The organism is Micromonospora sp. ALFpr18c (genome assembly GCF_008868155.1).
In the GTDB taxonomy this organism is placed as follows: domain Bacteria; phylum Actinomycetota; class Actinomycetes; order Mycobacteriales; family Micromonosporaceae; genus Micromonospora.
This window is the reverse complement of record NZ_WBKR01000184.1, coordinates 1-12,739: the sequence shown is the minus strand read 5'-3', so window position 1 is coordinate 12,739 and position 12,739 is coordinate 1. Positions and strand designations below refer to the sequence as shown.

Genomic DNA, 12,739 nt, shown 5'->3' with positions numbered 1-12,739 from the left:
ACCGCCGACCACCCCGCCCCCGAACGGGCCGGCGGACATCACGGTGAACAGCGCGACCAGGTACCAGACGGTCGATGGGTTCGGAGCCGCGCAGTCGATCTGGGGTTCGGCGTGGTCGACGTCGGACACGCAGACACTGGTCGGTATGGGTGCCAACCAGTTGGGGCTGTCGATCGTGCGGACCGGTCTGTCGCCGGTGTCCAGCGAGTGGGCGACGCATGTGAACTCGTTGCAGACGGCGAAGTCGTACGGGTCGAATGTGAAGATCCTCGCCTCGCCGTGGACCGCGCCGGCGGCGTGGAAGACGAACAACAGCCGGGTCAACGGCGGGAAGCTGAAGACCGACTACTACGACGACTATGCGAACCATCTGAACAGCTACGTGCAGTTCATGCGCGGTCAGGGTGTGACCATCGACGTCACCTCCGTGCAGAACGAGCCGGACTGGCACCCGGACTACGACTCGATGGACTGGAGCGGCACCGAGCTGCGCACCTTCGTCCGCGACCAGGGCGCGAGGGTGCAGAACACCAAGCTGATGGTCGCCGAGGCGGTGAACCTGAACTACACCTTCACCGACCCGACCCTGAACGACGCGACCGCCCGCAACAACATCGGCTACATCGGTGGGCACCTGTACGGCACGGAGGCGGCGGGCCGGCTGAAGTCGTACCCCCTGGCCGATCAGTACAACAAGCCGGTGTGGATGACCGAGTGGAACCTGCACGCCGCCGACGGTGGAGGCTCGAACATATGGGGCAACCCCGCCAACGCGGCGGTCTGGAACGAGACGCTCGACGACATCATGCGTACGGTGCACAGGTCGATGGAGTCGAACTGGACCGCCTACATCTGGTGGTACGGCAAGCGCTACTACTCCTTCATCGGTGACGGTGAGGCGGCGTACGGCACCACCGCGGGCGCTCCACTCAAGCGCGGGTACGCCTTCTCGCAGTACGCCAAGTACGTCCGCCCCGGCTACCAGCGGATCGCCCTGACGAAGAGTTCCAAGGCGTCGCCGCTGGAGGTGACCGCCTACCAGGGCGACGGGAAGATCACCCTGGTGATCCTCAACCGGTCGACCAGCGCGGTCAACAACGCCGTGATCCAGGCACCGCAGAACGTCAGCCGGGCGGAGTACTACCTCACCTCGCAGAACGCCAACGCGGCCAGCCAGCCGACCAGCGTGAACGGGGGGCAGGCCACCATCAACGTCGGCGCACGCAGCATCTCCACGCTCGTGTTCACTCTCTGAGGAGTCTCGCTGGGCTCGTGTCATCCCGGTCGGGCGTGTGGGTGTGATCGATCGTCGACACCCGCCCGCCCGCCCGGCTCAGTCGGGCGGGGCCGCCGCGCGGTTGGCGATGTCCTGCAGGGCCGCGATGTGGGCGCTCAGAGCGGCCCGCCCGGCGGCGGAGAGGTTGATCCAGGTCCGTGGGCGCTTGCCCACGTAGCCCTTGCGGACCTCCACGTAGCCGCCGTCGCCCAGCGCCGAGATCCGCTTGGACAGGGCCGAGTCGCTGAGTTCCACGGCATCACGGACGAAGGCGAACTCGGCCCATTCCGTTCCCGCCAGCAACGCCACGATGGCCAGGCGGGTGGGATCGAGCAGGGCCGGATCAAGCTTCGGGTCGATCACCGTGGGGCCTCGCCGGTGAGCATCCGGCACCGGTCGACGGCCTGCCGGTCCGGTCGTACCCCTTCGGGTGTGGGCGTGGTGGTCATCGCACACCTCCGTGGGGTGGGGAAGCGCTCGCTGGTACGAGAAGCTAGCATGCTGCTTTCCGTGGGAGCAAGTACTTCCAGGTGCGTCAAACGCGCCTCCTGGTCAACTGGTAATCCACTGGCGGTCACGTCGGGGAGATCAGACTGCGTGGTACGTGGAGGGGGCGCTTCCCCGACGGTGAGCAGAGAGGTCGTGGATGCGGTCAACCCAGAGGCTGCCCGCCTTCGCCGCGGCGCTGGTGGCGCTCAACCTCCTCGTGGGCATGCTGGCCATGATCCCGCTGGTGCTGCTCGTGTCCCTGCTCGCCTACGCGGCCAGCGGGCCGTACGGGCCGACCACCAACCACACGTACGCGACGGTCTTCGGTCGCCCCGCGCCGCTGCAGCTCGATACCGACGAGGCCGGCCTCGTGGCGATCTTCCTGATGTTCGTCGCCCTCCTGCTCGGCGGCGCGTTCCTGGGCGGTAATCACGCGCTCGGTCGGCTCAGGCCCGGCGGGGTTCCCGCGGTCGCCGGGTGGGTGGCGGCGCTGGCCGTCACGCTTCTGCCCTGGGCGCTCGGTATGTCGTGGTGGTGGTCCAGCCGGTAAGGCGCCAGCAACTTCACGGTCATTGGAAATCGTGTGGCGCGGCGTTGGATTGCCCCGTTCGTCAACCAATCGAGCGGGGGCAGATCATGCAGGCCATGCGGACTGGGGTCGGGACGGGTGGGCCGTGCAGCCCGGTGCGGGCGAGCTGATCGAGCTCGGCGGCCCGCATCGGCCGGAGATTCTCGTCCACGGTGGCGAGGTGGGCGGCGCGCTCGGCGCCTTCGTGTTCCATCACGACGTCATCGTCGAGAACCCTCCGCACGCGCACCACGACTTCATGAAGATCGCCTATGTCCTGGAGGGGCGGTACGACTTCCGCGTGGGCGACGCCGAGTTCTCCGGCGGCCCGGGGACCATCGTCGTCGTACCCCGTGGTTCGTACCACACGTTCGTCACCCCGACCGGTGGCCGGCTGCTGTTCGTCAGCGCGCCGGCCGGCAACGAGCAGCTCTTCGAGGAGTTGGGCAGCCTCGGCCCGAACCCCACGCAGGAAGCGCTCGCCGAGGTCGACAAGCGCTTCGGTACGACGAGGCTCCCGGGTGACGAGGGTGGCCCCTGGCGTCAGCTGCGCGACGGTGGGCAGTAGCGGCGGCATCTCCGCATCCCACACTCCGGATCAGCATTTAGTGAGGCTCATCGATATTGACGTCCGCCCTCGGCGGCGACAGGATCTCGGCACCACCACCACCGTGATCCCGTCTGGGAGGCGTCATGACCCGTCCCCGCCTGCCGCTCCTGCGGGCAGCAACCCGATTGGCCGCACTCGCCATGGCCACCGTCGGCGTGCTGCTCACCGTCGCCACACCCGCCAGCGCCGCGGTGCCCACCGGCCGCTACGTCGCCCTGGGTGACTCGTACACCGCAGGTCCGCTGATTCCCACGCAGGTCGACCTGAACTGCCTACGGTCCAACCGCAACTACCCGTCCGTGGTGGCCGCGTCCGCCGGCTCGTCGTCGTTCGCTGACGTCAGCTGCTCCGGGGCCACCACGGACGACATTCTCTACGGCGGCAGCGGCCAGTTGGGCATCACGGTGCCGCCGCAGCTCAACGCGGTCACGTCGACCACCGCGCTGGTGACGGTGCAGATCGGTGGCAACGACATCGGCTTCTCCAGCATCATCAGCGACTGCGCCCAGGCCAGCCTCAGCAGCCCGCTCGGGTCGCCGTGCAAGGACCGGTACACCGCCGGAGGTGTCGACCAGTTGCAGGCCCGGATCGCCGCCACCGTGCCGAAGGTGACCACCGTGCTGCAGTCGGTCCGCCAAGCCGCGCCGGGCGCGCGGGTCGTGGTGCTCGGGTACCCGGCGATCGTGCCGGACACCGGCTACGGCTGCTGGCCCGTCGTCCCGATCGCCTACCAGGACGTGCCGTACCTGCGGGGTGTCGCGAAGTCGCTCAACGCGATGCTGGCCAGCACCGCGGTAGCGAACGGCGCCACCTACGCCGACGTCTACACCCCGTCGATCGGCCGCGACGCGTGCAAGAGCAGCGGCACCCGGTGGGTCGAGGGACTGGTGCCGCAGAACTCGGCCGCCCCGTTCCACCCCAACGCCCGCGGTGAGCAGGGCATGGCCACCGCCCTGCTCGCCCGGCTCAACAGCTGACCGGACCGCAGTGGCGGCACCGGCCCGCATCCGCAGGGGTGCGGGCCGGTTCGGCCTCGCTCAGGACGGCGTGGACGGCAGCGTGTCCATGAAGGAGCTGACCGAGAAGACGGCACGACCCGGCCCGGCCGGGCCGTATCCGGGCGGGCTGGACAGCCCGTGGGCGTCCATGGTCGCCCGGTAGACCTCCAGCAGTCGGACGTGGTACTCGAGCGGCGCGCCCTCGGGGTTGGCCCGGCCGAGCGGCGTGGTGGGCTCCGGGCACCACGTGGTGAACCGCGGGGTGATGCCGCGTGACATGAAGTAGTCGAGCCCTTCGGCGGTGGAGTCGATCGCCTCGTCCACGCTCGTGAAGCCGTGCGGGGCGGCCATCTCGACGCCGGCCACGAAGTTCGGGATCACGTTGCGTGGGCCGAACACCTCGGCGGAGTCGAGGATGCGGCGGTGCCACTCCTCCCGGCCGACGTAGCGCTCCTTGCCCGGGCAGTACACCTCGAACAGCCGCTTGTCCCACACCTCGTAGTTGGGGTGATAGATCCGGATCCCGTAGTCGTGGAACCGTTGGACGTCGGCTCGGGGGAGTGCCTGGGCGACGACCTTGCCGATCCACCGCCCCGGGAACCGCTCCTCGATCGCCTGAGCGTACTGGCCGTAGAAGTCCGCCTCGGCCAGCCCGCCGACGTGCGAGGTGATGCTGCCACCGGTGAGGGTGTACGCCTGCGAGGCCCGGTCGGTGTCGTACCGGTCGATGATCTCCAGAGCTTCCAGCACCTCGTCGACCGGCTTGACCCCGGTGTAGGGGCGCCCGGCCTGCTTGTGCTGCCGCCAGTTGTGGTTGATGTCGCAGTACTGGCACTCCTCCTTCGCGCCGAAGTACTGGCAGACCCGGAACGCGGTCAGGTAGATGAGGTAGCCCCACTGGATGGTCGGCGCGACCTCCATCACCGACTTCCCGTTGGCCAGCGTGTGCCGGTAGTACGCCGGCATCGGGGGTAGCCCGACATCGGCGATCGGCCGTTCGTCCAGGAACAGGCGCAGCCGCCCGTCGCTGTCGGACCGCACACGGTACGGCGAGCCGGGGTTGGTGCGGACGGAGACGACGGTTCGGCGCAGCTCGTACGGGCCTCCGGTGAGCACGATCTCCTCCGGCGGCCGGCGCAGCGCGGCCGTCCCCAGCTCCGGGAGCGTCCGGTGATCGAAGGAGAAGATGAAGTAGGACTTCGGCTTGACGTCGCCGTGCTCGTTGTCGGTCAACGCCGTGTCGTCGAAGGCGAGCCCGCCGCGCAGCAGGTCCTCCTTGATGACCGCCTCGCGCGGCACCTGCGGGAATCGACTCAGCAGGTCTTCGACCAGCTCGGTGCGCGACGTCATGCGGTCCTCCCGTACGGATGGGCTGAACCGGGTGGCGGTCCGCCACCCGGTGTCGACAGCTCAGCTCTGCTTGGTTTCCCAGAAGATCTTCGAGATCTCCTCGATCTTCGCGAGCAGCTGCTCCGCGACGGCCGGGTCGGCGGCCCCCTTCGCGCCCCCGGCGCCGGCCAGCTTGGTGGCCTCGTTGAAGAGGCCGTGCAGCTGCGGATACCTCTCGAAGTGCGGCGCCTTGAAGTAGTCGGTCCACAGGACCCAGAGGTGGTGCTTGACCAGCTCGGCGCGCTGCTCCTTGATGATCAGCGCGCGGGTCCGGAACTCCGGGTCGTCATTGGCCTGGTACTTCTCGGAGATCGCTTTGATCGACTCGGCCTCGATCCGGGCCTGCGCCGGGTCGTAGACGCCGCAGGGGAGGTCGCAGTGGGCGCTCACGACGGTGCGGGGGCGGAAAAGGCGTGGCAGGTGCATCAGATTCCTTCCGACGGCAGACAACCTCTTGGACCTCTCGAGCACGGTGATCCGCAGTGGAGGTTAAAACCTCAATCACACTTCATGTCAACCCCCGGCGGTCGCACGGCTCGTGGTCCGGCCTGGGCTGTCGGAGGTACGTGTGAGGATCGTCGCCGTGAGTGGATGGATCTACAGCGATCGCCCGGAGGGCGTCCGGTTCCTCACCGACCGCATCGCGGAGCCGGGGCGCACGCAGATCGAGGGCGAGGTCTGGGACTGGGTCGTGCGCGGCGAGGCCGACGCCGACGAGTTCGTCGACGTCTTCGACGTTGACGAGGAGCGTCACGGCGCCACCGACGAGGAGCTCGGTTCGGCGTACGAACGGGCCTTGGCCGCCCGGCGGGAGCAGCAGCGGGAGTGGGGAGCGGTGCGGAGCAACCTCACCCGCGCCTTCGCCGAGCTGACTGAGGTCGGCGTGTTGGCCAGGGAGAACTTCAGCTGTTGCGGCACCTGCGCGGCGGCCGAGATCCACGACGAGCGCGACGACTCCCGACACTGGCTCGGCTATGTGTGGTATCACCAGCAGGACACCGAGTCGCTGCTCGCGAGCGAGGACGGCGAGGTCCACCTCGGCTACGGCGTCTACCCGCCGGCGGACTTCGACGAGTCCGCCTACAACGCTCTGTCCGAGGCCGAACAGCAGGCCCGTTACCAGGCCGACCTGGAACAGGTGTTGGATGAGATCGCCTTTCCGGTGCTTCGTCGGCACGGCATGCGGGTCGAGTGGAATCGCAAGCAGTCCCGGCGCATCCGGGTCACCGGCGCTCAGTGGTACGCGCCGTTGGTCTGACAACCCCGCCGTGTGCCGCTACCGGATGAGCCGACCGTCCGGGTGCCGTGCCGTGAGCCTTGACCCACGTTTCATCTCATGCGCGCACTGATCGTGGCGGCGGCCGCTGTCGTGGCCGTGTCGCTGGTCGTGGCGTAAGGAGGCCAAGTGGCGCACGCCAGAACGAACGGGCCGGCAGCGGAGGCGCTGGCGCAGATGAGCATCGTCAACGCCGACGACGTCCGGGGAAACCTGACGCTGCCGACGTCGGTGCCACTGGCGCCGGGAGCCGTGGCCGGGCGTACGGATGGCAGGGCTGGGACTGGGCCCAGAGCGGCGCGAGCCGCTACATCGAGGTCTGGGAGTCCACCGACCTGCGCACCTGGTCGGAGCAGCGACACATCCTCGTGGCTCCGCCAGAGGCGGGTATGACCTTCGCGCCGGAGGCCATCTGGGATCCCGCGATCGGGGCGTACGTCGTCTACTGGACGTCGTCGATGTATCCGACCGGTAGCTACTACACGCCCGACCGCACCGACCCGAACGGCCGCTACCGCGCACCAGGAACCAGACCCTCTACGCCACCACCCGCGACTTCGTCACGTTCACGCCACCGCAGGTGATGAGCAACCGGCCCGGTCACGGGACGCTCGACGCCGTCACGCCGAGGCGCCGATGGTGGTGAAGGCCAACCCCGGTTGACGTACGCGGCGAGGCCTACTACCACGGCGGGTACTCGCTGGCCGGGTACGACCCGGGCAGGCCGGGGCGGCAGACCGTCGCGGTCTCCTACACGGTGGCCGGCGTGACGCGGAGCGCCACGTTCCCGGTAGACGTCGTGGAGGTGTCGGCGATGCAGGGTCACGCGGCGAGGCGTCGGTAACTGTCCGACGGTTTTGCGATGCTGTGGCGGTTCACGTGACGACATCACCTGCTTCGAAGGGGCACCACGATGGCAAAGGTCATCTCCACGCTGTTCATCTCGGCCGACGGCGTGGCCGAGATCGATCCCGGATGGCACTTCCCGTACTTCGACGACAACATGGGACGGGCCGTCGGTGAGGACTACGACACCGCCGACGTCCTGCTCATCGGTCGCGAGACCTACGACAGCTTCGCCGGAGCCTGGCCCGAGCGAGAGGCCGCCGGCGGGGACGACGCGTCGTTCGCCAAGCAACTCGGGGACGTACGCAAGATCGTCGTCTCGCGCCAGCCGCTGACGTTCTCCTGGCGCAACTCGGAACTGCTCTCCGGTGATCTCCTCGATGCCGTCGCCGAACTCAGGGCCGACGCCGGCAGCAAGGGCGTCCTGATCCCCGGGTCGATCTCGGTGGTGCAGCAGCTCCTCGCCGCGGGGCTGGTCGACGAGCTGCGCCTGCTGGTGCACCCGGTGGCGGCGCGCAAGGGCCGCCGGCTGTTCGACGAGGGCGAGACGCCGTACCACCTGAAGGTGACGGCGACGGAGGTGTTCCCGACGGGCGTGCTCCGCGTGATCTACGCGCCGACCGAGGCGCCCGGCGCGGTCGGGTACGACGAGGTCAAGGACCAGGTACCGGCAGGTAGCTAGCGGTTCGGGGCGACCGACGCCTCGTACCGCGGGGTGTTGGTCGACCGACCGCCCTACCCAAGCTGCCCGACCGACGGGTGGGACCCCTACAACGCCGGGTTCCTCGATACCTGGCACGCAGGCACGGCCTGACCATCGACCACATCGTCGCCTGACGAGTTTCTCTCCCTCTTTCCCCGCACGCCGCGGCAATCCGCCGACGGCCCAGGTCACCCTCGTCTACGCTGTACGCGCACCTCGACGGCCGGTACCTCAGCTTCGAGTCCGACACGGACCCGGATCGGCTGCTGGATGCCTGGCCCGAGCCCACGCTCAGCCGGCTGCGCGCCGTGAAGGCCACGTACGACCCGGACAACGTCTTCAACCGCAACTTCCCCATCCCGCCGGCTGGTCGGGACTGACGACCCGGTCCGGCCCCGCCGCACGGCGGGCCCGGACCGGTCGTTGTCAGGCGATCGTGCAGGCCGCGCCGTTGAGGGTGAACGAAGCCGGTCGCGCGGTGTTGCCGGTGTGCGTGGCCTGGAAGCCGACGCTCACCGACCCGTTCGGCGCGATGGCGGCGTTGTAGCCGACGTTCCTGGCCGTCACCTGCCCGGAGGTGGGGGAGTAGGTGGCGTTCCAGCCCGAGGTGATGGTCTGCCCGGCCGGCAGGGTGAAGACCAGGGACCAGCCGTTGACGGCACCGGTGCCGCTGTTCGTGACGGTGATGTTCTCGGTCAGCCCGGTGTTCCAGGCGTTGAGGTCGACGGTCACCCGGCAGGCCCCGGGAGCCGGCGGTGGGGTGGTCGGCGGCGGCGTGGTGGGCGGCGGGGTGCTCGTCCCGCCGAACTCGACGTCACTGCACAGGTAGTACGACTGGTCCAGGTGGCTGGCCTGCCAGACGGTGTAGACGATGTGCCGTCCGGTGCGTCCGGGCGCGCTGACCGGGATCTGGATGGAGACGCCACCGGTGTCCGGGTTCCACTGCGAGGCCGGGGTGTTGCCGATCTGGCCGGCCAGCTCCAGGTCGTCCCAGCCGAGCGGCTCGGTGAGGGCGTTGAAGCCCTGCTTCGTCACGTACACCCGGATGTAGTCGGCGCCGTGACTGGCCTGGTCGAAGAAGCGGAGCCGGAAGTTGTTCGACACCGAGGTGGTCTTCCACGCGCCGATGGTGTCCAGCGCGTTGTAGCGGGGGCTCTGGGTGCGCCCGCCGCTGCACAGCTGGCCGTTGGGGACGGCGCCCTGGTGGTTGCCGGCCACTCCCTCGCGGAACAGGCCGTTCCAGTTCCACATGGCGGCCGGGTCGGCCTGCCAGGCCTGCCAGCACATCGGGTCCTCGGTGGCCATCCGCGGATTCTGGAAGTCGCTGCCCCAGCGTTGCCAGCAGCTGTAGTTGCGCGAGGCCGGGTCGACGACCGAGCCGTGCGCCGAGGCGGGTTGGACCAGCGCGACGGTCAGCGCGGTGGTCAGCAGGAGCGTGGCGGCCGCCGCGACGGCGAGCGGCCGGAGCACGCGTGGTGATCGGGCGAGAGTGGACATGGAGCCCCCGGGGGATGAGGTCGGACGACGACGCCCGGACTGCCGGGAGATGCCCGCTCCCGTGCCTACTCGCTGGCTCCCGCGATGGCTCTACCCGGCACGATGCCAGGCAGATCGTCAGACGTCAATGGCTGACGTCGTCGGCGCGGGGCGACTCATCGGGGTGTGCGGGATGCCGTCCTCGACGTAGTCCGGGCCGCTGACGGCGAAGCCGTGCCGGCGGTAGAACGGGACCAGGTGCGACTGGGCCTCCAGCACGCAGGGCCGGTTGCCCACCACCTCCAGCGCGGCCGTCATGAGCCGGCCGGCGTGCCCGCCGCCGCGCGCGGTCGGGGCCACCACCACCCGACCGATCCGGGCGCCGTCCGGGTCGGCGAGAATCCGCAGGTACGCCAGCGGCGCGCCGCCGTCGGTCAGCCAGAGGTGCCGGGTGCCCGGCTCGACGTCACGCCCGTCGAGTTCCGGGTACGGGCAGTTCTGCTCCACCACGAACACGTCGATGCGCAGCTTGAGCAGGTCGTGGAAGGTGCGGGCGTTCAGGTCGGCGAAGGAGGCCGTACGGATCTCGGTGGTCTGTTGGGGCACGCACCGATGGTAGGCCGGGCGGGTTCACCCGGCGTCCGTGCTCTGCCGGACCGGGTGGTCGGTCGCGCGAGCAGGTGCGAGGTAGGTGGCGGCCACGGCGGTGAGCAGCAGCGCGCCGCCGACGACGACCGGCGGGGGCAGCGGCTCGTGCAGCAGCGCCACCGCCAGCGCCGCGGCGGTGAGCGGTTCGAGCAGGGTCAGGACGGCGGCGACGCTGCCCGGCGTGGTGCGCAGGCCGGCGTAGAACAGCGCATACGCCACCGCGGTGGTGACCACGCCGAGGTGCAGCAGCAGCGCCACGGTGTCGGGGCGGACCGGGACGGCGACGCCGGCGGTCAGGGCCAACGGCGCCAGGGTCAGCGCGCCGACCACGGTGGAGATGGTGGTCAGTGTCATCGGCGCGGTGCGCTGCGACACCTGGCGGCTGATCAGGGTCGTCACCGCGTACCCCAGACCCGACCCGGCGGCCGCGAGCAGGCCGAGCAGCGGCGCGGGCGCCGTGGCGGTGGGGTCCGCCGTCGCCCCGGTGATCAGGGCGAGGCCGGTCACGGCGGTGACCAGGGTGCCGAGGCGCAGCGGACCGGGGATCCGGCGGGCGCGCAGCGACTCCCAGGTCGCGGCGAGCACCGGCGCCAGGCCCAGGCTGACGACGGTCGCCACGCTGACTCCGGCGAGCGCCACGGCGGCGAAGTAGAGCGCCTGGTAGAGGCCGAGCCCGACGCCGGTGAGCAGCAGCGGTACGGGTGCCGCGCGCAGGGCGGCCACGATGGTGCCGAGCCGGCCCGCGGTGCACGCCAGCAGGACGAGCGCGGCGATCGCCAGGCGGTGGAAGCCGATGCTCACCGGGCTGAGCCCGGTGCTCTCGCGCAGCAGTTGCACCGCGACGCCGGTGGTGCCCCACAGCACTCCGGTGACGGTGATCTGGATCAGGCCGGTGCGGGCCTGGCTGACGGCCGGGGCCGGGGCGGCCGGCGGCGCGGTTCGGGAGGTGGACACGGATGCGCTCCGAAGGGTGAGCCGTTGACGGGGACGACGTCGACGGAGCGCGTACGGCGAACTGGCCGGGCCGGGTCGGTCACCCGGTCGGCGGGAGGCGCGGCGCTCCGCTCAGGAGCGCGGCGGGGGCAGGACGCCCAGGTACGGCCGCATGGCCACGACCGTACCGTAGGGCTGCGCTCAGGCGGGACGCGCGCCGACGGCGTCGCGGATTTCGGCGCCCTCGGCGCCCTCGACCGAGCGGGCGCAGTGCCCGCAGCAGAAGAAGCGGCCGTTGACCTCGACGCCGTGCCCGACGATCTTGATCTGGCAGTGCTCGCAGATCGGTGCCATCCGGTGGATCGCGCACTCGAACGAGTCGAAGGTGTGCACGTCGCCGCTGACGGTGTGCACCTCGAACGCCATCCAGTAGTCGTTGCCGCAGACCTCGCAGGTTGCCACGGTAAATCCCCCGTATCAGGACATGTAGGTACAGAATCCCGCAGTTTGGTCTTGCTCGTGGCGGAATGTCGCCGCACGGGCGTTCGGCGGCGTGTCGGCGTTGGCGTGTCGTCCGTTATGCCGGATGAACCGCCGCAACCCCCGGAGGATCACCGTGATCAAGCGCAACAGACTCTTCGGCAGTCAGACCCGGGTCACCTTCTGCCTGCCCGGGGACACCCCACCCGGGCCGGTGAGCGTGGTGGGCTGCTTCAACGAGTGGGAGCCCGGCCGGCACGAGCTGGTGGCCCGCCGCGACGGCACCCGGACGGTGACGGTGAAGCTCCCGCCGGGGGAGTACCGCTTCCGGTACCTCGCCAGCGGCGGCGTCTGGCTGGACGACGAGTCGGCCGACGAGGTCGACGATCGCGGCAGCCTGCTGCGACTCTGACGAAAAACTCGTCACCATCGATGTATTTATCGACCAGGCTCTTTACTGTTAACAAAGTTTAAATTACGTTGAGGGCACCTCACCGCACCTGCAAAGGAGCTGCCCGATGCGTCGAACAATCACCGTCCCGCTGGTGGCGGCGGGCGCCGTCGCCGCCACTCTCACCGTCTCCGCCCCCGCGCAGGCGCACGGCTACGTCTCCGCCCCGCCGAGCCGGCAGGCGCTCTGCGCGCAGGGCCGGGTGCCCGACTGCGGACAGATCAAGTACGAGCCGCAGAGCGTCGAAGGCCCCAAGGGTCTGCGCAGCTGCAACGCCGGCATCGCCCAGTTCGCCGTCCTCGACGACGACAGCCGCGGCTGGCCGGCCACCTCCGTCGGCTCCTCGCTGACCTTCACCTGGGTCAACACCGCCCGGCACGCCACCAGCAACTGGGAGTACTGGATCGGCAACACCCGCGTCGGCGTGGTCAACGGCAACGGCCAACAGCCGGGCGCGACCGTCTCGCACACGGTCAACCTGGGCGGCTTCTCCGGGCGGCAGAAGATCCTCGCGGTGTGGAACATCTCCGACACCGCGAACGCCTTCTACTCCTGCATCGACGTGCAGATCGGCGGCGGAGGCGGGCCGACCCCCA

The 12,739-nt window shown here is 69.7% G+C and carries 16 protein-coding genes; 9 read left to right on the top strand and 7 right to left on the bottom strand.

Going from position 1 to position 12,739, the window contains the following annotated elements; genetic code table 11:
• Positions 1 to 145 precede the first annotated feature (145 nt).
• On the top strand, positions 146 to 1,255 hold the full coding sequence (locus F8271_RS25240) for a glycoside hydrolase (protein ID WP_151492316.1): 1,110 nt from the start codon (positions 146 to 148) through the stop codon (positions 1,253 to 1,255).
• Between the two features lie 78 nt (positions 1,256 to 1,333).
• Here F8271_RS25240 and F8271_RS25235 read toward each other — a convergent pair whose 3' ends face one another.
• Positions 1,334 to 1,639: a transcriptional regulator gene (locus F8271_RS25235; RefSeq protein ID WP_151492315.1), complete on the bottom strand. Its 306-nt coding sequence runs from the start codon at positions 1,637 to 1,639 to the stop codon at positions 1,334 to 1,336.
• A gap of 283 nt (positions 1,640 to 1,922) precedes the next feature.
• Between F8271_RS25235 and F8271_RS25230 the strand changes: the two genes are divergently transcribed.
• The 3 genes from F8271_RS25230 (at position 1,923) to F8271_RS25220 (ending at position 3,920) form a co-directional block, all read left to right on the top strand.
• Positions 1,923 to 2,315 carry a hypothetical protein gene (locus F8271_RS25230; RefSeq protein WP_151492314.1) on the top strand — a complete coding sequence of 131 codons (393 nt, stop codon included), beginning with the start codon at positions 1,923 to 1,925 and terminating at the stop codon, positions 2,313 to 2,315.
• A gap of 124 nt (positions 2,316 to 2,439) precedes the next feature.
• Entirely contained in the window at positions 2,440 to 2,901 is a 462-nt protein-coding gene (locus tag F8271_RS25225) for a cupin domain-containing protein (RefSeq protein WP_151492313.1), read from the top strand.
• 125 nt (positions 2,902 to 3,026) lie between these two features.
• Positions 3,027 to 3,920: an SGNH/GDSL hydrolase family protein gene (locus F8271_RS25220; protein ID WP_151492312.1), complete on the top strand. Its 894-nt coding sequence runs from the start codon at positions 3,027 to 3,029 to the stop codon at positions 3,918 to 3,920.
• Positions 3,921 to 3,980: 60 nt separating this feature from the next.
• Here F8271_RS25220 and F8271_RS25215 read toward each other — a convergent pair whose 3' ends face one another.
• On the bottom strand, positions 3,981 to 5,291 hold the full coding sequence (locus F8271_RS25215) for a radical SAM protein (protein ID WP_151492311.1): 1,311 nt from the start codon (positions 5,289 to 5,291) through the stop codon (positions 3,981 to 3,983).
• Positions 5,292 to 5,351: 60 nt separating this feature from the next.
• Positions 5,352 to 5,756 carry a superoxide dismutase, Ni gene (sodN, locus tag F8271_RS25210; RefSeq protein ID WP_151492310.1) on the bottom strand — a complete coding sequence of 135 codons (405 nt, stop codon included), beginning with the start codon at positions 5,754 to 5,756 and terminating at the stop codon, positions 5,352 to 5,354.
• Between the two features lie 157 nt (positions 5,757 to 5,913).
• On the opposite strand from sodN, the gene F8271_RS25205 reads away from it, so the two are divergent.
• The 3 genes from F8271_RS25205 to F8271_RS34250 all read left to right on the top strand — a co-directional run bounded on the left by F8271_RS25205 (position 5,914) and on the right by F8271_RS34250 (position 8,535).
• Positions 5,914 to 6,588 (top strand): hypothetical protein, encoded by a 675-nt coding sequence (locus F8271_RS25205; RefSeq protein ID WP_151492309.1) that lies wholly within the window; start codon positions 5,914 to 5,916, stop codon positions 6,586 to 6,588.
• 931 nt (positions 6,589 to 7,519) lie between these two features.
• Entirely contained in the window at positions 7,520 to 8,134 is a 615-nt protein-coding gene (locus tag F8271_RS25200) for a dihydrofolate reductase family protein (RefSeq protein WP_151492308.1), read from the top strand.
• Between the two features lie 191 nt (positions 8,135 to 8,325).
• Positions 8,326 to 8,535: a BBE domain-containing protein gene (locus F8271_RS34250; RefSeq protein ID WP_151492317.1), complete on the top strand. Its 210-nt coding sequence runs from the start codon at positions 8,326 to 8,328 to the stop codon at positions 8,533 to 8,535.
• 46 nt (positions 8,536 to 8,581) lie between these two features.
• Here the strand turns inward: F8271_RS34250 and F8271_RS25190 are convergent, their stop codons facing one another.
• The 4 genes from F8271_RS25190 to F8271_RS25175 form a co-directional block, all read right to left on the bottom strand.
• A complete protein-coding gene (locus F8271_RS25190; protein ID WP_151492307.1) occupies positions 8,582 to 9,652 on the bottom strand; it encodes a lytic polysaccharide monooxygenase in 1,071 nt (356 codons plus the stop codon).
• 117 nt (positions 9,653 to 9,769) lie between these two features.
• A complete protein-coding gene (locus F8271_RS25185; RefSeq protein WP_151492306.1) occupies positions 9,770 to 10,237 on the bottom strand; it encodes a GNAT family N-acetyltransferase in 468 nt (155 codons plus the stop codon).
• A gap of 24 nt (positions 10,238 to 10,261) precedes the next feature.
• A complete protein-coding gene (locus tag F8271_RS25180) occupies positions 10,262 to 11,233 on the bottom strand; it encodes a DMT family transporter (RefSeq protein WP_151492305.1) in 972 nt (323 codons plus the stop codon).
• Between the two features lie 180 nt (positions 11,234 to 11,413).
• The gene (locus tag F8271_RS25175) at positions 11,414 to 11,674 is read right to left on the bottom strand and encodes a Prokaryotic metallothionein (protein ID WP_151492304.1); all 261 of its coding nucleotides are present in this window, start codon (positions 11,672 to 11,674) and stop codon (positions 11,414 to 11,416) included.
• 154 nt (positions 11,675 to 11,828) lie between these two features.
• On the opposite strand from F8271_RS25175, the gene F8271_RS25170 reads away from it, so the two are divergent.
• Both F8271_RS25170 and F8271_RS25165 read left to right on the top strand, forming a co-directional pair.
• Positions 11,829 to 12,104 carry an isoamylase early set domain-containing protein gene (locus F8271_RS25170; RefSeq protein WP_151492303.1) on the top strand — a complete coding sequence of 92 codons (276 nt, stop codon included), beginning with the start codon at positions 11,829 to 11,831 and terminating at the stop codon, positions 12,102 to 12,104.
• Between the two features lie 106 nt (positions 12,105 to 12,210).
• Positions 12,211 to 12,739 (top strand): lytic polysaccharide monooxygenase auxiliary activity family 9 protein (locus tag F8271_RS25165; protein ID WP_151492302.1); only part of this gene is annotated, 529 nt, incomplete at its 3' end.

Bases quoted from the DNA above. Each gene is read 5' to 3' on its own strand.
- sodN (WP_151492310.1), bottom strand. From the start codon at position 5,756: ATGCACCTGCCACGCCTTTTCCGCCCCCGCACCGTCGTGAGCGCCCAC.
- F8271_RS25215 (WP_151492311.1), bottom strand. From the start codon at position 5,291: ATGACGTCGCGCACCGAGCTGGTCGAAGACCTGCTGAGTCGATTCCCG.
- F8271_RS25220 (WP_151492312.1), top strand. From the start codon at position 3,027: ATGACCCGTCCCCGCCTGCCGCTCCTGCGGGCAGCAACCCGATTGGCC.
- F8271_RS25190 (WP_151492307.1), bottom strand. From the start codon at position 9,652: ATGTCCACTCTCGCCCGATCACCACGCGTGCTCCGGCCGCTCGCCGTC.
- F8271_RS25240 (WP_151492316.1), top strand. From the start codon at position 146: ATGGGTGCCAACCAGTTGGGGCTGTCGATCGTGCGGACCGGTCTGTCG.
- F8271_RS25230 (WP_151492314.1), top strand. From the start codon at position 1,923: ATGCGGTCAACCCAGAGGCTGCCCGCCTTCGCCGCGGCGCTGGTGGCG.
- F8271_RS25200 (WP_151492308.1), top strand. From the start codon at position 7,520: ATGGCAAAGGTCATCTCCACGCTGTTCATCTCGGCCGACGGCGTGGCC.